Origin of the sequence: Paenarthrobacter sp. NPDC056912 (genome assembly GCF_042786555.1) — a bacterium.
GTDB lineage: Bacteria > Actinomycetota > Actinomycetes > Actinomycetales > Micrococcaceae > Arthrobacter.
The window spans coordinates 118,455-138,444 of record NZ_JBHUCD010000008.1; the positions used below are offsets into that span (position 1 = coordinate 118,455).

General features: G+C 63.7%; 18 protein-coding genes. 11 read left to right on the forward strand and 7 right to left on the reverse strand.

Going from position 1 to position 19,990, the window contains the following annotated elements; genetic code table 11:
* The first annotated feature begins 36 nt into the window (after nucleotides 1-36).
* The 4 genes from mmsB (at nucleotide 37) to ACFRJ9_RS10990 (ending at nucleotide 4,888) form a co-directional block, all read left to right on the forward strand.
* The gene (gene mmsB / locus ACFRJ9_RS10975) at nucleotides 37-1,302 is read left to right on the forward strand and encodes a multiple monosaccharide ABC transporter permease (protein WP_377667451.1); all 1,266 of its coding nucleotides are present in this window, start codon (nucleotides 37-39) and stop codon (nucleotides 1,300-1,302) included.
* Between the two features lie 52 nt (nucleotides 1,303-1,354).
* Nucleotides 1,355-2,452, forward strand: coding sequence for a substrate-binding domain-containing protein (locus tag ACFRJ9_RS10980; protein ID WP_377667454.1), 1,098 nt, complete (start codon nucleotides 1,355-1,357; stop codon nucleotides 2,450-2,452).
* 265 nt (nucleotides 2,453-2,717) lie between these two features.
* Nucleotides 2,718-4,193, forward strand: a complete 1,476-nt coding sequence (locus ACFRJ9_RS10985) for an ABC transporter permease (RefSeq protein WP_377667456.1) — start codon at nucleotides 2,718-2,720, stop codon at nucleotides 4,191-4,193.
* Nucleotides 4,194-4,195: 2 nt separating this feature from the next.
* The gene (locus tag ACFRJ9_RS10990) at nucleotides 4,196-4,888 is read left to right on the forward strand and encodes an ABC transporter ATP-binding protein (protein WP_377667459.1); all 693 of its coding nucleotides are present in this window, start codon (nucleotides 4,196-4,198) and stop codon (nucleotides 4,886-4,888) included.
* Here the strand turns inward: ACFRJ9_RS10990 and ACFRJ9_RS10995 are convergent.
* From ACFRJ9_RS10995 to ACFRJ9_RS11005, 3 genes are read right to left on the reverse strand one after another with little or no spacing between them, the layout of a single operon-like run.
* Nucleotides 4,866-6,047 carry an ABC transporter permease gene (locus tag ACFRJ9_RS10995; protein WP_377667461.1) on the reverse strand — a complete coding sequence of 394 codons (1,182 nt, stop codon included), beginning with the start codon at nucleotides 6,045-6,047 and terminating at the stop codon, nucleotides 4,866-4,868. The two genes, ACFRJ9_RS10990 and ACFRJ9_RS10995, sit on opposite strands and share 23 nt — an antisense overlap.
* A complete protein-coding gene (locus tag ACFRJ9_RS11000; protein WP_377667463.1) occupies nucleotides 6,044-6,775 on the reverse strand; it encodes an ABC transporter ATP-binding protein in 732 nt (243 codons plus the stop codon). Before ACFRJ9_RS11000 ends, ACFRJ9_RS10995 begins: the two co-directional genes overlap by 4 nt.
* Nucleotides 6,776-6,779: 4 nt before the next feature.
* Nucleotides 6,780-7,871 carry a hypothetical protein gene (locus tag ACFRJ9_RS11005; protein ID WP_377667465.1) on the reverse strand — a complete coding sequence of 364 codons (1,092 nt, stop codon included), beginning with the start codon at nucleotides 7,869-7,871 and terminating at the stop codon, nucleotides 6,780-6,782.
* A gap of 228 nt (nucleotides 7,872-8,099) precedes the next feature.
* Between ACFRJ9_RS11005 and ACFRJ9_RS11010 the strand changes: the two genes are divergently transcribed.
* On the forward strand, nucleotides 8,100-9,170 hold the full coding sequence (locus ACFRJ9_RS11010; RefSeq protein WP_377667467.1) for a Gfo/Idh/MocA family protein: 1,071 nt from the start codon (nucleotides 8,100-8,102) through the stop codon (nucleotides 9,168-9,170).
* A 47-nt stretch (nucleotides 9,171-9,217) separates the two neighbouring features.
* Here ACFRJ9_RS11010 and ACFRJ9_RS11015 read toward each other — a convergent pair whose 3' ends face one another.
* The 3 genes from ACFRJ9_RS11015 to ACFRJ9_RS11025 are packed head-to-tail and all read right to left on the reverse strand — an operon-like array spanning nucleotide 9,218 to nucleotide 11,154.
* Complete coding sequence (locus tag ACFRJ9_RS11015) at nucleotides 9,218-9,658, reverse strand: DoxX family protein (RefSeq protein WP_377667469.1); 441 nt, start codon at nucleotides 9,656-9,658, stop codon at nucleotides 9,218-9,220.
* A 60-nt stretch (nucleotides 9,659-9,718) separates the two neighbouring features.
* Nucleotides 9,719-10,390 carry a phosphonatase-like hydrolase gene (locus tag ACFRJ9_RS11020; protein WP_377667471.1) on the reverse strand — a complete coding sequence of 224 codons (672 nt, stop codon included), beginning with the start codon at nucleotides 10,388-10,390 and terminating at the stop codon, nucleotides 9,719-9,721.
* The gene (locus ACFRJ9_RS11025; protein WP_377667473.1) at nucleotides 10,387-11,154 is read right to left on the reverse strand and encodes a GntR family transcriptional regulator; all 768 of its coding nucleotides are present in this window, start codon (nucleotides 11,152-11,154) and stop codon (nucleotides 10,387-10,389) included. Before ACFRJ9_RS11025 ends, ACFRJ9_RS11020 begins: the two co-directional genes overlap by 4 nt.
* Nucleotides 11,155-11,317: 163 nt before the next feature.
* Between ACFRJ9_RS11025 and ACFRJ9_RS11030 the strand changes: the two genes are divergently transcribed.
* The 5 genes from ACFRJ9_RS11030 to ACFRJ9_RS11050 all read left to right on the forward strand — a co-directional run bounded on the left by ACFRJ9_RS11030 (nucleotide 11,318) and on the right by ACFRJ9_RS11050 (nucleotide 16,360).
* Complete coding sequence (locus ACFRJ9_RS11030) at nucleotides 11,318-12,535, forward strand: TIGR03364 family FAD-dependent oxidoreductase (protein ID WP_377667475.1); 1,218 nt, start codon at nucleotides 11,318-11,320, stop codon at nucleotides 12,533-12,535.
* Nucleotides 12,536-12,577: 42 nt separating this feature from the next.
* Entirely contained in the window at nucleotides 12,578-13,492 is a 915-nt protein-coding gene (locus ACFRJ9_RS11035; RefSeq protein WP_377667477.1) for a phosphate/phosphite/phosphonate ABC transporter substrate-binding protein, read from the forward strand.
* The gene (locus tag ACFRJ9_RS11040; RefSeq protein ID WP_377667479.1) at nucleotides 13,492-14,247 is read left to right on the forward strand and encodes a phosphonate ABC transporter ATP-binding protein; all 756 of its coding nucleotides are present in this window, start codon (nucleotides 13,492-13,494) and stop codon (nucleotides 14,245-14,247) included. Before ACFRJ9_RS11035 ends, ACFRJ9_RS11040 begins: the two co-directional genes overlap by 1 nt.
* A complete protein-coding gene (phnE, locus tag ACFRJ9_RS11045; protein WP_377667481.1) occupies nucleotides 14,244-15,098 on the forward strand; it encodes a phosphonate ABC transporter, permease protein PhnE in 855 nt (284 codons plus the stop codon). The genes ACFRJ9_RS11040 and phnE overlap by 4 nt, the downstream gene beginning before the upstream one ends.
* A gap of 152 nt (nucleotides 15,099-15,250) precedes the next feature.
* Nucleotides 15,251-16,360, forward strand: a complete 1,110-nt coding sequence (locus ACFRJ9_RS11050; protein ID WP_377667484.1) for an FAD-dependent oxidoreductase — start codon at nucleotides 15,251-15,253, stop codon at nucleotides 16,358-16,360.
* A 69-nt stretch (nucleotides 16,361-16,429) separates the two neighbouring features.
* On the opposite strand, the gene ACFRJ9_RS11055 is transcribed toward ACFRJ9_RS11050, so the two are convergent.
* On the reverse strand, nucleotides 16,430-18,649 hold the full coding sequence (locus ACFRJ9_RS11055) for an NADP-dependent isocitrate dehydrogenase (RefSeq protein ID WP_377667486.1): 2,220 nt from the start codon (nucleotides 18,647-18,649) through the stop codon (nucleotides 16,430-16,432).
* A gap of 323 nt (nucleotides 18,650-18,972) precedes the next feature.
* Here ACFRJ9_RS11055 and ACFRJ9_RS11060 point away from each other — a divergent pair, with 323 nt between their 5' ends.
* On the forward strand, nucleotides 18,973-19,974 hold the full coding sequence (locus ACFRJ9_RS11060) for a trypsin-like serine peptidase (RefSeq protein ID WP_377667488.1): 1,002 nt from the start codon (nucleotides 18,973-18,975) through the stop codon (nucleotides 19,972-19,974).
* Nucleotides 19,975-19,990: the final 16 nt, after the last annotated feature.

A 19,990-nucleotide genomic window follows, 5' to 3' on the forward strand; every position in this document is an offset into this window, starting at 1 on the left:
CCAGCCTTACCCCTTCCTGACACAAGGACCAAAACAATGAACGCGCTCAAGAAGCTATTTGGTGGCAATACCCGCCAGTTTGGCATGATCTTCGCCCTGGTGGCACTTATCGTCTTCTTCCAGATCTTCACCGGTGGCCGTACTCTCACCCCCGGCAACGTGATCAACCTGTTCAACGGCAACTCCTACATCCTGATCCTGGCCATCGGCATGGTCCTGGTGATCATTGCCGGCCACATCGACCTCTCCGTGGGGTCAGTTGCAGCCTTCGTGGGCGTTTCCGTGGCCCTCGCAATGCGGGACTGGGGTCTGCCCTGGTACATGGGCGTCCTCTTCGGCCTGGTCCTGGGGGCTGTGATCGGCGCCTGGCAAGGACTTTGGACGGCATATGTGGGCATCCCGGCCTTCATTGTGACGCTGGCCGGCATGCTCATATTCCGCGGCTTCAACCAGTTCGTGGGCAAGTCCAACACCATCCCGGTTTCCAAGGAATTCCAGTTCATTGGTTCTGGCTACCTGCCCGAAATCGGACCCGATACCGGCTTCAACAACCTCACCGTCCTGCTGGGCCTGGTGGCCGTCGCGTTCGTTATCATCATGTCGCTGCGTGCCCGTGCCTCCAACAAAGCACTCGGAGCCGACGTTCCTGAGCTTTGGGTAGAGGTCACCAAGCTGGTCCTGATCTGCGGCGCCATCCTCTACGCGACGTACCTGTTCGCTACCGGTCGTCCGGGAACCTCGTTCCCCATCCCCGGCCTGATCCTGGCAGTACTCGTCCTTATCTACAGTTTCGTCGCGGACAAGACGGTCCTTGGCCGCCACATCTACGCCGTGGGTGGCAACCGCCACGCCGCCGAGCTGTCCGGTGTGCAGTCCAAGAAGGTCAACTTCATGGTCATGATGAACATGTCCATCCTGGCGGGCCTTGCCGGCATGATCTTCGTAGCCCGCTCCACCGCTTCCGGTCCGTTCGACGGCGTCGGATGGGAACTGGATGCCATCGCAGCTGTCTTCATCGGTGGCGCTGCCGTTACCGGTGGTGTTGGTACCGTGATCGGTTCGATCGTCGGTGGCCTTGTCATGGCCGTCCTCAACAACGGCCTCCAGCTCTTGGGCGTCGGCGCCGACCTTACCCAGATCATCAAGGGCCTGGTGCTCCTTGCAGCTGTCGCCTTCGATGTCTACAACAAAACCCAGGGCAAGCGGTCCATCACGGGCCTGCTGATGAGGGCTTTCCGGCGAAACGAGATCAACCCGGACGAAGCCACGCCCACCAAAGAGGTCATCTCCAAGGAAGCCTGACCGGTTTCCCACGACTCGCTCCACCCCACCCACACAGAAAGTGAACCAAGATATGCGAATGTTTGGTAAAGCAGGAAAGGCAGCAGCAGTCGCTGCCATCGCGGCACTGGCGCTGACAGCCTGCGGCCGCACTGACAGCGGCTCAAGCAGCAGCACAGCAGGCGGGGAAGCGTTCCCCAAGGACTCGCTGATCGGCGTCGCACTTCCGCAGAAGACAAGTGAGAACTGGGTCCTCGCGGAGAAGCTCTTCAACGATGGCCTCACCAGCGCCGGCTTCAAGGCCGACGTCCAGTTTGCCAACGGCGGCGTTTCCGAGCAGCAGAACCAGATCAGTGCCATGGTCACCAAGGGTGCCAAGGTCATCATCGTGGGAGCCATCGACGGCGCCCAGCTGGGTACGCAGCTTCAGCAGGCCAAGGAATCCGGCGCCACAGTCATCGCTTACGACCGTCTGCTCCTCAACACCGAGAACGTGGACTACTACGTGGCGTACGACAACTTCAAGGTCGGTGTGCTCCAGGGGCAGGCCCTGCTGGACGGCATGAAGGCCAAGAAGTCTTCGGGTCCGTACAACATTGAGCTCTTCGCCGGTTCCCCGGATGACGCCAACGCCAAGGTCTTCTTCGACGGCGCCATGAGCGTCCTGAAGCCGAAGATCGACGACGGAACCCTCAAGGTCCTGTCAGGCCAGACGTCCTTCGAGCAGGCTGTGACCCAGGGCTGGAAGGCTGAAAACGCCCAGCGCCGCATGGATACGCTGCTTACCGGCAGCTACGGCACCGCTTCACTGGACGGCGTCCTTTCGCCGAACGACACCTTGGCCCGTGCAGTGCTGACGTCCGTCAAGGCCGCCGGCAAGCCGCTCCCCGTGGTGACCGGCCAGGACTCCGAAGTTGAGTCCGTCAAGTCGATCATGGCTGGCGAGCAGTACTCCACCATCAACAAGGACACCCGCAAGCTCGTTGAGCACGCCATCACCATGGTGAAGGATCTCCAGGCTGGCAAGCAGCTGGAAATCAACGACAAGGACTCCTACAAGAACGGCGTCAAGACCGTCCCGGCATTCCTCCTGCCTCCGCAGATCGTTACGGCAGAGAACGTCAAGACGGCTTACGTCGACGATCCGGTACTCGGCCCGATCACCAAGTAGCACCGCTTCACAGCAAGCCCCGGTCCGCCATTGGCGGGCCGGGGCTTTCGCTTTGCTCGAATAGTGCTGGATCATTCCCGGCTTTCCCCTTCCAGGGGCTCGGAATGCCGGCGTTCGTGCTGGGGCGCTGGCGAATGATTCAGCAGAATGCTTTCACAGCCCACGCATAGCTTCGGCTGGTGTGCCGCACAGCAGCACTCAGCAGTCTTGGATCTGCAGCCCGCGTCCCAGCGGGCGCACAAATGTGCAGGTCCAAAGGAGAAACGTGAGCGTCCTTGCCCGAAGCGTAGGCAATGCCTTCCGCAACAAGATCAGAACGGCGGCGGTTGTCGCGGTGCTGGCCGTAGCCATCGGCCTGGCACTGGCCATGCTCGTAGCCAACCAGGCCGTGGGTGCCAAGGTCCAGGAGCTCAACGCTTCCGTGGGCACCACCTTGACGGTGAACCCGGCCGGCGGGCAAGGCTTCGAAGGCGGCGGCGAACCGCTCACCTCCACCGAAGCCCAGACCGCGGCTTCGGTGGCCAACGTAACCTCGGTTGTCGGCACCAAGGCGCTTCGCCTCCAAACGGCAACCACGACGACGACATCCACCGGCGCGACCACCGACACCACACAGCAGGCCGGCCCGGGCGGCGGCTTCGGTCCGGGCGGGCAGCAGGCCACGGTCAGCACCAACCTGGTTGCAGCCGTCGACGCCGGCACGCTGGGCGCCCGCAACAACACCAACGCCAACGGCGGCACCGGAGCCACGGGGAGCACCACCCAGCCGACCCGAACTCTCCCCATTACCGCAACGGGTATCGGCGCAGAGGTGGACAGCACCGGCAAAGCGCTCGATATCACCAGCGGGACGGGCCTTGGAGACTACACCACCGCTGACGCGAAGGCCTTGGTGGGTACATCACTGGCCGAGAAGAACAGCCTGGCTGCAGGGTCTACCTTCACCATCCAGGACAAGACCTTCACGGTGGCCGGCATCTTCGACGCCGGAACCACCTTTGGCAACAACGCCGTGTACGTGACCCTCCCGGAGGCCCAAACACTGGCCGATACCCCGGATGAACTCTCCACCATGATCGTCACGGTCAACAGCATGGAGAACGTGGACAGCACCAAAACCGCGGTCCAGGCAGCACTCGGATCGGACAAGGCCGACGTGACGCAGGGCCAGCGCAACCTCGAAACTGCTGTCAGCTCATTGGACAGCGTCAAGAACATTTCCTTGGTCGCCTTCATCGCGGCCCTGGCCACCGCCGGACTCATCATCCTGCTCATCATGGTGATGCTGGTCCGCGAACGTCGACGCGAAATCGGCGTGTTGAAGGCCATCGGTGCCCGTAACCGGACCATCGGCCTGCAGTTCGTGCTCGAATCCCTTGTTCTGGTTGCCCTGGGCAGCGTGGTGGGCGCAGCGATCGCCTCACTCGCCAGCGGCGGCATCGCTTCGGCGCTGATCAGTTCGAATACCAGCACGACGGCGGCTACCACCACCCAGCGCGGCGCTGGGTTGGCCGGGGCCATGCCGAACGGTGGAGTTCCCGGTGGCGGCGGCTTCGGCGGCGCCCAGGGCGGCCCATTCGGTGGCGCGTCCCAGCTGCTCACGTCCGTCACGGCGAGCGCCTCCCCCGGCGTGATCGCTGCAGGCATCGCCGCGGTGTTCGCGGTGGCCATTATCGGCGCGCTGGTCCCGGCGCTGCTGACCGCCCGTATCCGTCCCATCGAAGTACTCCGAGGAGAATAGCCGTGATTGAAGTAAAGGACCTCGTCCGTCAGTTCAAGTCCGGTGACCGGACCATCAAGCCCGTCAACGGTGTCAGCTTCGAGCTCGAAAAGGGTTCCCTGTCGTCCATCGTGGGCAAAAGCGGCAGCGGCAAGAGCACGCTGTTGTCCCTCCTAGGTGCGTTGGACAAGCCCACCAGCGGAGACGTCGTCGTGGATGGCGTCAGCCTGGCGGGACTACCGGACAGCAAGCTGACCGAATACCGTCGCCGGGACATCGGCTTTGTGTTCCAGCAGTTCAACCTGATCCCCAACCTCAGTGCGGTGGACAACGTCATGCTGCCCATGGAGTTCGCAGGTGTCCGTAAGGCGGCCAGGCTGAAGCGGGCCAAGGAGTTGCTGGAGCAGGTGCAGTTGGATCCGGAGAAGCAATCGCGCCGCACCAACCGGCTGTCAGGTGGCGAGCAGCAGCGCGTGGCGATTGCCCGGGCACTGGCCAACGAGCCCAAGCTGATCCTCGCTGATGAACCCACCGGCAATCTGGACGAGCAGACCGGCGAGCACATCATCGAGCTGCTGAGTTCGCTGAGCCGCGACCACAACACCACCATCCTGGTGGTCACCCACGACCGCAGCCTCGCTCAGAAAACCGAACGTTGTTTCAGGCTTCAGCAGGGCAGGCTTACCGAGGAGGTCAAAAGCGGATCGCGTCGATGACCTTGACGCGCACCGCCACGAGTGCGGGGATGGCTCCGGCGAGTGCGCCGACAAGGACGGCAGCGCCGAACCCCAACAGCGCGGCGTCGATGGGGAAGGCCGGATATTCAGTGAGACCCGGCGCCACTTTGGACTCGATCCAGGGGTTCTTCACCACGGCGACGGCCAGCATGACGCCCGCGAGGCCGGCCACGGCTGTGGCCACCACGGATTCCATCATGACGCCCACGAAGATCCGGCCCGAGGTTGCAGCGAAGCTTCGCCGGATGCCGATCTCGCGGACCCTGTAACGGACGGTGACCATGGAGATATTCAGCATCCCCACGGCGCCGAGCAGGAGCACCAGCCCGGCTACGCCGCCCACGATCCACTGCGCCGGCCCCAAGGGGTCCCCGTAGGCGGCGTAGTCCATCCGGCTGGCTTGGGCATAGGTCCCGGGGAACTGGCCTTGAAGGTCGGCCGAGATGGCGGCGGTCAGGGCATCGGCGTGCTCCTCCCCCACCCAGACCTTGAACTCCGACATCTGGGCGTCTATCCCGGTCATGGCGGCGCCCTTGGAAAGGATGAAGGCGGCGGGCGGTTGTTGCGGATAGGCATCCGGTACGACGCCGATGATCACCGCCGTTGCCGGCTGGTCTCCCGGGATGCTGACTGTGGGATCGGTGGTCAGGTTGGGCCTGCCCGCTTGATTGTAGAAGGCCTCGGAAACCACGACGGCGGGCGCGAGCCTTTGCTCGTCGTCCGGGGCGAACCAGCTTCCCTGCTGGAGCGGAACGCGGTGGATGACGCCGTAACCGATGTCCACGATGGTCATCTCAACGTTCGTCACTCCCCTGGGAAACTGGAATCCTTTCTGGGACCTGCCCACGTGGGTGGAAGTGGTGATGCCGAAGCGCTGTTGGATGCCCTGATAAGCCTTCTCGAGCTTGACCGGGTCAGGTGAGACCGGCCCGTTGACGCTCAGGGACAACGTGGCGACACGGCCGCCGTTGCGCTCGGACTGCACCTTGATGCCCTCGCGGACCAGGCTGCCCACCCCCACCACGGACGTCAACGCCGCCACGGACAACGCCACTCCGAGCAGGGCCAGCAGGATCCTGACTTTGTTGATGCGCAGTTCCTGCCATGCTTCAACAAGCGTGGAAACGAAGCCGGTCATGCGCCTACTCCTGCTGCTTCGGGTACTGTCAGCGGGCTCAACACTCCGGAGTCGAGGCGGTAACAGGCACGGGCCAGGGCGGCCACGTTGGTGTCGTGCGTGATGGTCACCAGGGCCGCTGCTGTTTCCGTGGCGACAGTGTCCAGCAGCGCCATGACCGATTGGCCGGTCTCGACGTCCAATGCACCGGTGGGTTCATCGGCCAAGATCAATCTCGGCCTACGAACCAGGGCGCGGGCAATCGCCACCCGCTGCTGCTCACCGCCGGAAAGCATGTTCGGCATGGTGTTGGCACGCTCGGCGAGGCCAACCCTGTCCAACATGTCCATGGCGAGTTCGCGACGGCGCCAGAACTCCCTTCCCTTGGCATAGAAGAGCGGTGTGAACACGTTGTCCAGGGCGCTTCGGCCGGGCAGCAGGTTGAACTGCTGGAACACGAATCCCACAGTGGAGCCGCGCAGCCTTGCCCTGGCGTTGTTGCCCAGCCTGTCCGCGGGCTGGCCCAGGAACTCGAGCTCTCCAGAGCTTGGAACATCCAGGAGCCCCAGCAAATTGAGCAGCGTTGACTTGCCGCAACCTGATCGGCCCACGATGGCCGTATGGTCGCCGCTGTGGACCTCAAGGTCGACGCCCCGGAGGATATGCAGTTGTTGGAAGTCCGGCAGCGTCACTGATCGGGTTACCGAACGGAGGCTGACCAGGGTTTCCTTGGTGGTTGTCTCCTCCATGCCGTCAGCCCGCCGGAGCGTAGGCGATCTGGCCCGGACCCATCATGGGATCCTGGACAGCAGGCGCACCGGGTACGAACTCAAGGACTTGCTCGCCTTCGGCAAGTCCCGCGGTCACTTCCACAACATTTCCGTCGTTGAGTCCCAGCTGGACTTTTCGCTGCTCGGGAGCAGCCCCCGTCCCGCCGGGACCGGCAATCCAAACGATCCCGTCCTTCACGCTTCCCTTCACCGAGGTCAAGGGAACGGTCACCGCATCCGGGGCCACGCCGGCGCTGACCGTCATGGTGGCACCGAGGCCGGCGAAGACCTCCTGGCCCGCGGGGATGGCGCAGCTGAGCGTGCCCGTGGGAGAACTGCCCTCCTCGGGCTGGCTTCCGCCACCGGGACCTGCCAACGCTGCGCCGATTCCCATGCCGGCGCCTCCGCCAGCGGAGCCCAAACCACCCGAGGCAGCGCCGCCGTCGGACGCGTTGTTCTTGAGTGTTACCTCAGTGCACTGGAACGGAGCCGGTCCACCCACCAAAGCGATCTCCGCCGGACCGGGCTTGCCGAGCAGGCGGTATTGCTGGGCAGCGGTGACAGATCCTGCCACCGTGTACGTGCCGGGATCGACCTTGCCCACGGACTCGCCCACGGTGACCTGTTGGTCGATCAGCGTGGTCAGGGACTGCAGGGTTCCGGCGCTCGGAGCCACGACGTCGAAGTAGTCGTACACGGGCTTCGGTGCGGTTGGCGTGCCGTCCTTGGTCGTCTGCGTACTGGTGACCGCCCGCTCGGCTTTGACCTGGAAGAGTGCCTCACCCTTGGCTACAGTGGCACCCTGCTCCACGAAGACCTTGATGACTTTGCCGGCGGAAGTGCTGCGCACAGGTTCGGCGGCGTCGCTCTGGACGGTGCCTTTGATTTCGACCGTGTTGGTAACGGTGGCTCGTGTCGCGGGGACCACCGGGATATCCACCTGGACCAACGGTGCGGGCTCGGAAGCGGCCGATGTAAGGCCATCTATGAAAGCGATCTTGACCAAAGCCACCGCGATAATCGCGAAAACCAACAACCAGGCAACCGGCAAAATGACGCGCCGAAAAGTACCCATCCCTGCTCCATTTCGGTAACTCCCCACAGAACCTCTGCGAGGGATGATTGCCTAAGCCTAAGCGAGGAATTTCATGGCGCGGGGCATTCGTTTGACTTGACAGAATGCTTAGCGTGTCGGTTGGCGGACCGCCCGGCGCACCCCTTCGCGCCCTGCGCGCCAGTGGTTGCGGGCGCGAACGGCGGCAACGGGTGCACGGGCTCAACAGCTTCTGAGAGGATAACAAGCATGACTCTCCCTATCGCCAAGCCGTGGCTGTTTTCCCAGACCAACCAGGATCCCCGAGCAGCTACGGGCCGTCGTCTGAGGTGGGGCGTCGTATCCACAGGGAACATCGCCAACAGTGTTTCCCAAGACTTGTCCTTGCTGGAGGACGCGGAACTGTACGCGGTGAGTTCACGCACCCAGGCTTCAGCGGACGCGTTCGCCACCGCTGCCGGATTCGCCAAGGCCTACGGGGACGACGGCGGTGTGCCCGGCTACCAGCGCTTGTTCGACGATCCCGCAGTGGATGTGGTGTACGTGGCCACTCCCCATGCGCAGCACTTCCAGATCGCCTCAGCCGCACTCCGCGCCGGCAAGCACGTCCTGTGCGAGAAAGCACTCACCATCAACGCCCGTGAAGCCACCGAGCTGGTGAAGCTGGCCAGGGAAAACAAGGTGTTCTTCATGGAGGCCGTGTGGAGCCGCTTCCTGCCGAGCATGCAACGGGCTTTCTCCATCGCGGCATCGGGCGAGCTTGGCGAGATTCAATGGGTCGGCGCGGACCTCGGTTTCCCGGCACCCTACGACCCCTCAGCGCGCATCTGGGCCCTCAACGACGGCGGCGGGGCACTCCTGGACCTCACCGTCTACCCCTTGCTCTGGCCACTGGGTACCTTGGGATTCCCGCAGTCCGTCACGGCGATCGGCTCATTGAACGAGGACGGCGTGGACACCCAGAACGCCCTGACCCTCGGCTACGCCAACGGCGCGCAGGCCCAGCTCACTTCCTCGCTGTTGGCGCACGGTCCGCGCACGGCAACTGTTGCTGGCGGGCTCGGCTATTTGCAGACCGTCGGCTCCGTGAACAACCCGCGAGAGTTGCTCATCCGGGTTGGTTGGGACGAGCCGCGCCACGAACGCTTCGACGTGGTGGGCATCGGCTACACGTACGAACTCCGCGAGGTGACACGCTGCGTGCAGCAGGGACTCACCGAAAGCCCGGTCATGCCCCTTGACGACTCCATCAACGTTATGCGCCTCTTCGACGGGGTGCGGTCCCAGCTGGGTATCCGGTACCCGAACGACGCACGGTGAGCGACGCCGCCCGGCGAGTGCCGCCGTCGTGAGTTAACTCGGGCGGGTTAACGCCCTTGTCGGGCCGTTTGCCGTACGAGCTTCCGGTCCAGCGACCAAGCGCCGGGGCCGAGGAACACGAAAGCCACGGAGATGGCGGCGTAGATAATGAGTAGCTCCGCCGTCACCCCCGCACTATCCGTCAGCAGCGGCTTGCCCGCTTCCGTCACGAACCAGATCCCGGCGAACATGATCGCCGCGAGGAATCCGGCCACGCGGGTCAGGGCGCCGAGCACCAGTAACAGGCCAAGGCCCAGCTCACCGGCGATCACCAGCCAGGCCACGATCTCGGGCTTCTGCACGCCCATGGCAGCAACCGACGCGGCGAAGGCTGCATGTCCTGCCATGAGTTTCTGAATGCCGTGGACCATGATGAGCGCGCCGAACACCACGCGCAAGATGGTGACGCCGCGGGCGGAGGACTTGGGAGAGGGGTGAAGGAATTTCACCCGTCCCAATCTTCCATGCCGGACGCCACCAGCCAAACGGACGCCGCCAAACGCCAGACACTAGGACAGCAGCGCGGGGATGTCCTTGACGCCGTCCAGGATGTGATGGTGCGGGTGCGCTGCCAAGTCGCCACGGCCCAGCTTGCCGGTCAGGACGCCGACTGCCGTGACACCGGCATTGTTGGCGGCGGCGAGGTCGTTCACCGTGTCGCCGGCGGCCATCACTGCGCGGACATCCTGCACCCCGGTCAGTTCCATGGCACGGTGGATCATGTGCGGCGCCGGCCGGCCAGCGGCTACTTCGTCGGAACACACGACGGCGTCAAGGAGGTTATCGTCGGAAACGCTCCATCCCAGACGCTCAAGAAGCGGCTCGGCGACGTCGCGTGAGAAGCCGGTGGTCAGCGCCAGCTTCACGCCTTGGCGGCGGAGTTCGCGGAACGCGTCCTCGACTCCTTCCAAGGCCACCGGCGGGTTGGCGTCGTAGAACTCGACCAGCAATTCCTTGAACCGGACGAACGCAGCGGCCACTGTTTCCGGATCCGCCGACCCTCCGCCGGCCTCGATCAAGGCCGTGATGGCTTCAACTTTGTCCGCACCCATCCATTCCTGGACGGCCTCGGGTGTGGTGCCCACACCGGTCTCTTCAACACAGCGGGCAAGGGCAACGTAAACGTCGCCGTGTTCGTCGATGGTGGTACCGGCCATATCGCAGGCAACAAGCTTGATCATGGGGTGGCTCCTTCAGTGTGGATGCGGACCAACGCGGCCCTGCGTTCCACGGTGTTGTCGATAGTGAAGTTTGTGAGCGCCGGCAAATAACGGTCCTCGGAATATTCAAGGGGTTGCCCGTCACCGGAACGGGTGATGCGGCGTTCGCGCAGCAGCGGAATGCCTTCAGGCTGCTCCAGCAGTTCGGCGTCCTCGTCATTGGCGGCCACGGCGTCGATCGTGTGCCGGGCACTGTGCAGGTCCACACCCTGGTCCTTGAGGAACGCGAAGATGGATCCCGAGTCCGTATCGAAGTCGAAGAGCCTGCGGCCTACCTCCAGGATGAACGTGGTGCGTTCGATCATGGCCGGGGACTTATCCAGGTAGCGGACGCGCAGCACCTCCACCACCGTGGTTCCGGGGACAAGGCCCAGTGCCTCGGCGGCTTCCGGGCTGGCCTCGCGGCGGGCCACTTCCAACGTCCGCTGGCCAGGCGTCTTGCCGATTCCCGAAGCCCACTCGGTGAAGGAGTTGAAGGTGGAGAACGATTGCGACGGCACAGAGGCACGAACCATGGGCGGACGTCCCCGCCCACCCGTGACGGCACCTTCGGCGCGCAGGAAAGCGAGTGCCTGGCGGATCGGTCCGCGGGACGTACCGAACTCGCGGCACAGCTCCGCCTCGCTGGGCAGCTGGAAGCCGGGAGGCCAGTCACCGTCAGTGATCCGGCGCATGAATTCCTCGCTCAACCTGACATGAAGGGGTGTGTTCTGCTGTGTGCTCACCAGTTGATAATACAAGTCAGACCGGACAAAAACACCGGTTTTGAGAGGCTCCAGATGAATTTGGAGTGAACTCAAATGAACAGACGTTAAATTCAGATTAACTTGTATATACAAGTGCCAATCTGGCTTGATTCCCCTCGATCCAGCGGCCAATCTCAATGGTGTGAACAACCCAAGCACCTCCTCCACGCACTTCAACAACAGCGCAAGCCAGCCCACCGACGTCGTGATTGTCGGCGCCGGCATCGTTGGCCTGGCGCATGCCGCGCACGCAGTTGCCAACGGCCTGACCGTCACCATCATTGAGCGCGACCATCACGCCGCCGGTGCCTCCGTCCGCAACTTCGGCCATTGCTGCATCACCGCGCAGTCCGGCGAACTGTACGAGCTCGCGCAGACCTCCCGGAAGTACTGGCTCGAGTTCGCCGAACAGGCTGGCTTCTGGGCTTCGGAGGCGGGCGCCGTGGTGCTCGCCCGCACCGAAGCCGAGATGAACGTCCTCCGCGAACTTTCCGCGGTCCGCGAGCCGGGCCAGGTTGACGTGCTCACCGCCGCTGAGACCCGCGCCCGCTTGGGTGCTGACGCTTCAACCGCCGAAGAAGCGAACGACGGCGGAGGTACTTCGGGCACAGAATGGCCAGGGCTCGTTGGCGGTGCCTTCCTCCGGGACGACCTTCGCGTCGACCCCCGCACCACCGTCGCAACGCTTGCCGAATGGCTGAGCCGGCAGCCCGGCGTCGAACTTCACTGGAACACTGCGGCGCTTGGCTTCAGCCAGGGTACCCACGGGGTGACGGTCCAGACGTCGCGCGGTGAGCTTCAGGCCGGGCAGGTGTTCGTGTGTGTCGGCCATGACGTGGACTATCTGTTCCCGGACCTGGCCGTTGAGCACCAGATCCAACGGTGTGCATTGCAGATGTCTTTGGCCGCCAAACCGGCTGGTGTCGACTTCGCGCCCGCTGTTCTCACGGCGACCTCCATGCTCCGGTACCCGGCATTCACGGATATGCCCGCCGCTGCCGCCCTCCGCTCCGAGGTGTTGGAGAACCAGCCCGAGCTCCTGGATATCGGCGCCAACGTCATGTTCACCCAGCGGCCCGACGGCACCATCATCCTGGGCGACTCGCACCACTATCACCACACGGCCGATCCCTTCCTGGACGAGGCCGTCAGCACAACCCTCAACACCGAAATCGTTGCCAGGCTCGGCGAGCAACTGGAGATCATCCAGCGCTGGCAGGGCGTCTACGCATCCTCGGACGTCGCCCCGATCCTGGTCCGCGAAGTCCAGCCCGGCGTCACGGTAGTCTCCGTGACCTCCGGCGTCGGCATGACCCTGTCCTTCGGCCTGGCACACCGCAATGTGTCGCGCTTGTCCTGAATCTCCCGTTCTCCCTCCCCTCCCTTCGCATAAGGATTCCCCATGAAAACCACGCCCTTCACAGGTTCCGCCCTTGCCCTCGCCGCCGCACTGGCACTGACTGCGTGCGGCGGTTCAGCCCAGTCTTCTCCAGAGGCAGCGTCCACCATCTGTCCCAACGGCGAGATCAAGTTCGGCATCGAGCCCTACGAGGACCCTGCCAAGCTCAAGCCCGCGTACGATGTCCTGGCCGCAGCGCTCTCCAAGAAGCTCGAATGCCCTGTCAGCGTGCAGGTTGTAGAGGACTACGCTGCCGAGGTCCTGGCCATGCGCAACGCCAAACTGGACCTTGGCCAATTCGGTCCTCTCGGGTATGTCTTCGCCGACGCGAAGGCCGGCGCCGAGCCTCTGGTGTCCTTCGGCACCGCCGAGAAAGAACTCAGCACCTACACTGCCGGGATCTGGGTTCCCAAGGACAGCCCCATCCATGGGATCGGCGACCTCAAGGGCAAGTCACTGGCCTTGGGCAGCGTTGGTTCGACGTCGGGCGATGTCCTTCCGCGCTTCGGTCTCCGCGAAGCCGGAATCGCCGATGCCGACATCAAGATGGACTACACCGGGGGCCACCCGGAGGCGCTGCTGGCCCTGACCAACGGCAAGGTGGATGCTGCCGAAATCAACTCGCAGACCCTGGCCACCGCCATCGCAGCCGGCACGTTCACCCAGGACGACTTCCGCCAGGTCTGGACCTCGAACCCCATCCCGAACGACCCCATAACGGTCCGCGGCGATGCTGCACCTGAGTTCAAGAAGGCCGTCAAAGAGGCGTTCCTTTCGCTCTCGCCGGAGGATGTCGCCAAAGTAGGCGAGTTCCTGGATGTCACTCCTCCGGGCCCGCTGCTGGAGGTCACCAAGGACAACTACAAGCCGCTGTTCGATCTCGCTGAGACGATGCACCTCACCGAGAAGGACCTGTAATGCTTCTCTCCGTCCAGGGCTTGCGGAAATCCTTCGCCGGCCGGACTGTCCTTGATGGCGTGGATTTCTCGGTGTCCGCCGGCGAACTCGTCGCGTTCCTCGGTGCCAACGGCTCCGGCAAGTCCACCACCCTGCGCTGCGTCATGGGCATCACCTCCCCGGATGCCGGGACCATCAGCATCGGCGGACAGGCCTTGGACTCGCTGCAAGGCCGTGAACTGCAGGAAGCCCGGCAACGGATGGCCATGATCTTCCAGAAAATCCATCTGGTCCCCCGCCGCACGGCCCTGGACAACGTCTGCGCCGGCGCCCTTGCCCGTATTCCCACGGTGCGGTCCCTCACCCCTTTGCTGTTCCCTGCCGACGTTCAGCAGGAAGCCCTCGACTGCCTGGACCGCGTTGGCCTGGCCGACCGCGCCTTCGACCGCGTCGGCCGGCTCTCCGGCGGACAGCAGCAGCGCGTCGCCGTAGCCCGGGCACTGTGCCAGCGGGCCGGCGTCGTACTCGCTGACGAGCCGGTCTCCGCACTTGACCCGCACGCCGCCGAGCAAGTCATGGCTTTGCTGCGCGAGCTCGCCCATTCCGAAGGCCTGGCAGTGGCCGCCGTCTTGCACCAGCCAGACCTGGCGCTGCGGTACGCCGACAGGTCGATTGGGCTTCTTCAGGGCTCCATGACCTTCGATTTGCCCTCCGCAGAGGTCACGGCCGACCACCTCGACACGTTGTACGCCCCGGACAGGAAGCTCGTAGCATGACACCCCAGACCCTGATCCCTGCCGTCGCGCGCCGGGACTCAACCAGCAAGACCCGCGTGGCACTGGTCCGCCCGAAGAAGCCGCTGCGATGGATCACGACGGCGGCAGTGGCTGCCGCCGTCGTCGGACTTCACGCTGTGGCCATCGAAGGGACGGACTTCAAGCCCGAACTTCTGGTGGACGGGTGGAAGGGCATGGCCGCCTTCATCGGCGATGCTTTCCCGCCGGACCTGAGCTGGGATCGCACGATTCGGCCGGGACTTGAAGCCACGCTGGTAACCCTGTGGATCGGCCTCCTGGGCACTACGTTGTCTGTGCCGTTTGCCCTGCTCCTGGCCGCGCTGGCTGCGGAAAACACCAGCCCGCACCGGCTGGTGTACCAGGCTGCGCGTGCGGTGTTGTCCTTCTTCCGAGCCGTGCCTGACATCGTGTTCGCGCTGATTTTCGTGACAGCCGTGGGGCTTGGTCCGTTCGCGGGCGTGCTCGCCCTGATCTGCCACAACACGGGCGTGATGGGAAAGCTGTGGGCGGAGTCGATGGAGGAGATCGACGCCGGGCCGCAGGAAGCGTTGCGAACGGCGGGCGCCAACCGGATCCAGCAGGTAGCCAATGCCACGCTTCCCATGGTGGTCCCCCAGTTCGTGGGCCTGCTGCTGTACCGCTTCGACGTCAACGTAAGGTCCTCGCTGGTCCTGGGCTTGGTGGGCGCAGGTGGCATCGGTCTGCTGATCAACCAGTCCATCAAGTCGTTCCAGTTCGACTCCATGCTCACGCACATCCTGATCGTGCTGGTGCTGATCATCGTGGTGGACCAGTTCTCCGCGTGGATCCGGAAGCGGTTGGCTGCCTAACCCCGTTCCGACCCAACTGAATAACAGCAAACGCTCCCATGAGCGGTCATTGCGTCGTTTGCTGCTATCCAGTTGGGTGAGTAGGGGCAGAATGGGAGATGGCCCTGTTTGGGGCTGTGGTTGGAGTCACGGACGTTGTGGATGGAGCAGGCATGCAGGTTGACGTTGTAGTTGTTGGCGGAGGAGCCATGGGATCGGCCGCCGCGTGGCAGCTCGCCCGAAGCGGCAAGTCCGTGATCCTTCTGGAGCAGTTCGAAGCCGGTCACCACATCGGCGCTTCCCACGGAACTACCCGCAACTTCAACACCGCCTACGCCGAAGCCGACTACCTGGACCTGCTGGCGGAGTCCAAGACACTGTGGGACGAGCTGGCGGCAGAAAACGGTGCGCCGCTCCTGGACCTGGTGGGGTTGGCGAACCACGGAAACATTCCACGCCTGAAGCAGGTCCGCGAAGCACACGAACAACGCGGCATCGAGAGCTACTTCATCTCCGCCGACGAAGCCGCCAACCGCTGGTTGGGCATGAACTTCAGCACCGACGTCCTGTTCGTACCGGGCTCAGGCCGCGTCCGATCCGCAGATGCCCTGGTAGCGCTCCGTAAATCCGCCGAGGCCCACGGCGCGGTCTTCAAGTACTCGACGCCGGTCCGCGACATTCGTGTTACCGGCGGCGAATCGGTGGTGGTAGTTACCGAGGAAACCGAGTACACAGCCAATCGTGTGGTGGTCACTGCCGGAGCCTGGACCCCCAAGCTCATCGGAAAGCTCACGGACCTGCCCGCATTGGTGGTCACGCAGGAACAGCCGGCCCACTTCACTCCACTGGATGACACCTTCGTGTGGCCGAGCTTCAACCACAGCCCGGACCCTGATCCGAACAACGAACTCTACGAGTACTGGTTCAGCCCCGTCTACGGCATGCTCACCCCCGGCGAAGGCGTCAAGGCCGGTTGGCACGGCGTCGGCCCCGTCATGGACCCCGACGAGCGCACGTTCGAGCCCATCCCCCAGCAGCTCGAAGCCTTGGTGCGGTACGCAGAAGAGTGGCTTCCCGGCGTCGACCCTTCCACTGCGGTTCCCATCAGCTGCACCTACACCACCACTCCCAACGAGGACTTCGTGCTGGACCGTTTCGGTCCGCTGGTGGTGGGCGCCGGTTTCTCCGGTCACGGTTTCAAGTTCACGCCCGCCATCGGCCGGGTGTTGAAGGACATCGTCGACGGCGGCATGGCACCAGAGCGGTTCCGCGCGCCCCGTTAACGGCAACTGACTCGCAATTGTGGTTGTTATGAGCTCTCAAAACAACCACAACTGCGAGTCAGTTGGGAATTAGCTAAGCGTCGCGAGGACCTTGTTGAACGTAGCCGACGGGCGCATGATCTCAGCGGCCTTGGCAGCGTCCGGACGGTAGTAGCCGCCCAGATCGACGGCGGGACCCTGGACTGCTGCGAGCTCGCCGACGATGACTTCCTCGTTGGAGGTCAGTGCCTCGGCGATGGCTGCAAAGGCAGCTGCCAGCTCGGCGTCTTCGGTCTGCTTGGCCAATTCCTGGGCCCAGTACGTGGCCAGGTAGAAGTGGCTTCCACGGTTGTCCAGCTCGCCCACGCTGCGGCGCGGGGACTTGTTTTCCAGCAGGAACGTACCCGTGGCGCGGTCCAGCGTGTCAGCCAGGACCTGCGCGCGGGCGTTACCCGTGGTGGTGGCCAGGTGTTCGAAGCTGACGGCCAGGGCGAGGAACTCACCGAGGCTGTCCCAGCGAAGGTGGTTTTCCTTCACGAGCTGCTGGACGTGCTTGGGAGCGGAACCACCGGCGCCGGTCTCGAAAAGGCCACCGCCGTTGATCAGCGGAACCACCGAGAGCATCTTGGCGCTGGTACCGAGTTCCAGGATCGGGAACAGGTCCGTGAGGTAGTCGCGGAGGACGTTGCCCGTGACGGAGATGGTGTCCTCGCCCTTGCGGATGCGCTCCAAGGTGAAGGCCGTGGCCTCAACCGGGGAGAGGATCTCGATCTGCAGGCCCTCGGTGTCGTGCTCCGTGAGGTACTCGTTGACCTTGGCGATCAGGTTGGCGTCGTGCGCGCGGCCCTTGTCCAGCCAGAAAACGGCCGGAGTCTGCGAAGCGCGGGCACGGGTGACGGCCAGCTTGACCCAGTCGCGGATCGGGACATCCTTGGTCTGGCATGCGCGCCAGATGTCGCCCGGCTGGACCTGGTGTTCGGTCAGGACGTTGCCCTTGCTGTCCACGAGCTGGATGGTGCCGGCTGCCTGGATTTCGAAGGTCTTGTCGTGGCTGCCGTATTCTTCGGCCGCCTGCGCCATGAGGCCTACGTTGGGAACGGTGCCCATGGTGGTGGGATCGAACGCGCCGTGTGCGCGGCAGTCGTCCAGCACGGTCTGGTACACACCGGCGTAGGAGCTGTCCGGGATGACTGCGAGGGTGTCAGCTTCCTTGCCGTCCGGGCCCCACATGTGGCCGGAGGAACGGATCATGGCCGGCATGGAGGCGTCAACGATGATGTCCGACGGTACGTGCAAGCTGGTGATGCCCTTGTCCGAGTCCACCATGGCCAGCGCCGGGCCGTCTTCAAGGCCCTTGGTGATGGCTGCCTTGACGCCTTCGCGGACGTCCTCCGGCAGGTCTTCAAGGCCGTTGAGGATCGCAGCGAGACCGTTGTTGGGGCTGATGCCCGCGGCTGCCAGCTGCTTGCCGTAGGTGTCGAAGAGCTCAGAGAAGTAAGCCTTGACGACGTGGCCGAAGATGATCGGGTCCGAGACCTTCATCATGGTGGCCTTCAGGTGTGCGGAGAAGAGGATGCCCTCTTCCTTGGCGCGGACAACCTGTGCTGCGAGGAACTCATCCAAGGCGTCGGCGCGCAGGACGGTAGCGTCCACGACTTCGTCGGCCAGGACGGGGAAGTCCTTCTTCAGGACCTTGACGGTGCCGTCTTCACGGACCAGCTGGATGCTCAGCGAATCGTCGGCCTTGAGGACAACGGACTTCTCGTTCGAGCGGAAGTCGTTCTCGCCCATGGTGGCAACGTTGGTCTTGGACTCGGCGGTCCAGGCACCCATGGAGTGCGGGTTCTGGCGGGCGTAGTTCTTTACCGACAGGGGTGCGCGGCGGTCAGAGTTGCCTTCACGCAGCACCGGGTTCACTGCGGAACCCTTGATCTTGTCGTAGCGCGAGCGGATATCCGTCTCGGTGTCCGAGGAGGGGTTGTCCGGGTAGTCCGGGAGGGCGAAGCCCTGGGCCTGGAGCTCGGCGATGGCAGCCTTGAGCTGCGGCACGGAGGCGCTGATGTTGGGCAGCTTGATGATGTTGGCTTCCGGCTGCTTTGCCAGTTCACCAAGTTCAGCCAGGGCGTTGCCTGTGCGCTGCTCTTCGGTCAGGAAATCGCCAAATACGGCGATGATGCGGCCGGCCAGCGAAATGTCGCGGGTCTCCACCTCCACACCTGCGGTCGAGGCATACGCTTCCACAATCGGCAGGAATGAGTAAGTTGCCAGCATCGGCGCTTCGTCTGTGTGGGTATAGATAATCTTGGCCATTGGCGGGGTTCTCCCTGAAAGTCTGCAGATTTCAACATCTCTAACTTACCCGAGTAGACCGTTTTGGCGGCCCTTCGTGTCCGGGATCACGTGTTCCGTTACCGCTCGCCACAGGAAGCAACGCCCGACGGCGACCTGACCACCGCTGTTGCCTGCCGACGTCGTGCGCTTGGGTCCTGAACCGCTCGACAAGAAGTGACAGCAAAATATCACAAACTACGAAACATCTCTTTACAAACTTGTCATACGTTGGATACCTTCAATTCCGTCAGTCGGCGGTCGCCATCACTGGCCGCCTCACTCCCTCGATAGGTAGGAACAACGTGACAAAAACCAAGACCCTGGCCACAAGCCTGCTGAGTCTGTCCGCTGCCGCAATCCTGGCGCTGGTCGGAACCACCAGCGCCAATGCGGCCCCCGTCAAGGACGCGGACTCCAGCGGCGCTGCAGTCAGCAGCCATGTAGCAAGCGATAGCGGAGCTGCAGACTACTGGACGCCGGAACGCATGAAGAACGCCACGTCCGGCGATGTCCTCGCCAGCAAGGCACTGGACCGCGGCAAGCTCCTCAACCTCGGCAAAGCCCCGGTCACTGAAGCCCCGGGCGCCGTGAGCAGCATCGCGGGCCAGCAGGCCGCCCCGGATTCCAAGGCCATCAACCTCAAGGTCAACCAGAGCGAGACGCCGGTCAAGCACATCGGCAAGATCTTCTTCACCCTGGGTGGCTCCAACTACGTCTGCTCCGGCAACTCCGTGACTGCGGCCAACAAGAGCACGGTCTCCACCGCCGGCCACTGCGTCAACGAGGGTCCCGGCGCCTACGCGACGAACTTCGTCTTCGTGCCGGCCTACCTCAACGGCGCAGCACCCTACGGGAAGTGGACGGCAAAGGCGCTGTACTCCCCCACCCAGTGGGCCTCCAACGGCAACATGCAGTACGACACCGCCTTCGCCGTTGTGAACACGCTCAACGGCCAGAAGCTCGCCGACGTCGTAGGCTCCTCCGGCGTTCAGTTCAACGCTGCACGCGGCCTGAGCTACAAGTCCTTCGGGTACCCGGCAGCTGCTCCGTTCAACGGTGAATCGCTCAAGAGCTGCTCCGGCACGGCCACCAACGATCCCTACAACCCGCAGTTCAACAGCCAGGGCATCCCCTGCAACATGACCGGTGGTTCCTCGGGCGGTCCGTGGTTCATCGGCAACAGCTCCAGCGGCTACCAAAACTCCGTGAACAGCTACGGCTACGGCAGCAACTCCTCCACCATGTACGGGCCTTACTGGGGCACCGTGATCCAATCCACCTACAACACCGCGGCGGCTTCGTAACCGAATTAGCAAGTCC